This is a genomic window from Bartonella sp. AP57NXGY (genome assembly GCF_042195805.1).
GTDB lineage: Bacteria > Pseudomonadota > Alphaproteobacteria > Rhizobiales > Rhizobiaceae > Bartonella.
Genome location: NZ_JBHIOZ010000291.1, coordinates 1 through 1349, shown reverse-complemented (window position 1 = coordinate 1349; position 1349 = coordinate 1). Strand labels below are relative to the sequence as shown.

At 38.5% G+C, this 1349-nt stretch carries 1 protein-coding gene and 1 pseudogene; both read left to right on the top strand.

Features of this window, described 5'->3' with window-relative positions; genetic code table 11:
• The coding region (locus ACFIL8_RS10385; RefSeq protein WP_375689703.1) for a DUF1465 family protein at positions 1-255 on the top strand (255 nt) is incomplete at its 5' end.
• 21 nt (positions 256-276) lie between these two features.
• Positions 277-422, top strand: a pseudogene (locus tag ACFIL8_RS10380) (DUF1465 domain-containing protein); the annotation flags it as partial.
• Between the last annotated feature and the right edge of the window lie 927 nt (positions 423-1349).

The following is a 1349-nucleotide window of genomic DNA, read 5'->3' as shown; positions in this document are numbered from 1 at the left end:
GAAATGTCATCAGAACAAATAAAAAAAGAAATTGTAAAAGTGTCACTTCATACACCGACATTGGAACTTGAAACCCCTCATTGGCATGAATTGCCAGAAATTTTTCGCCAATTTGTTTCTCATTCATTGCGTTTAGAAGCGCGGATAACCTATATGCGTGCTGGGTGGGAGACTGCGGCCTCCTGTGCTCTAGAAGATGATAATCCAGTGGGAAAACAAATCGAATTGCTCAAAACAGCCTTTGGGCGTTCTTAGAGGTACTCCCTTGCTTTGTGCGAAGGGGAAATATCATCAGAACAAATAAAAAAAGAAATTGTAAAAGTGTCACTTCATACACCGACATTGGAACTTGAAACCCCTCATTGGCATGAATTGCCAGAAACTTTCCGTCAATTTGTTCTCATTCATTACGTTTAGAAGCGTGCATTTTGTTTCATTTAGAGATGCGGCTGTAGTTTAAGCGCTTTGGTCAATAAGCGGCGGCTGTACGTTTAAGCGATGATAATCCAGTGGGAAAATAAATTGAATTACTGAAAACAGCTTTTGGGCGTTCTGAGAAGAATAGCTCCTTGCTTCTTTCTTACGATATTTAGAGCAGTATACCCATTTTTTTTTACAACCGAAATTTCACAATTAAAACTAATCTAGAGTGTTTTTTTCTGCCTAATTTCTATTTGGCGTAGAAATATCTTGAGCTTATAGCTTAGAGGGGGTGTATAAGTATTGATTTCGAATATGGCATGGGATGGAGTATGGTTGGTCTTATGGAAATCGACTTTGGTTGATTGCAGCTGGAACACTTTCTGTTGATCTATCGTGTGATTTTGTTTTGGTTATGATAATGATCTGGCTCTAAGATAGAGTAGGGGCTTGTACATCAATTTATTTATGCTCTATAATTTATGCCTATAAAGCTGCTGTAAAGTGTGTTAATGAGGATGATACACATTGTTACAGTTTTTGGGCTTCTTTTGTTTTGAATGGAAGGTATTTTCCCTCGCGTAAAGTAAAATATCCAAAATAAAGTGCCATATAATGAATGCCCCATGGGTTCCCTGTGCCCCCATGCAATGTCCCTCTATATGCAATGTCATTGTGGTGTGATGAGTATATTCAAAAACACCTCTCAGTTCTTATTCACATTCGTTGAGCTCTCCTCATCTTTACGTTTGCAACAGAGCACGCCGGCACGATCATCATATTTGCCAGTTCTCAATGTTGCGACAAGCTCTTGGCACTTGAGTCAATTTATTAGAGGCATTTTTAGTCCTTTCTTGTACAGTTTCACTCTATACGGCAATCCCACGTTTCATATGTAAGAGAATGGTTTTGATTGCTTCAATATAAAC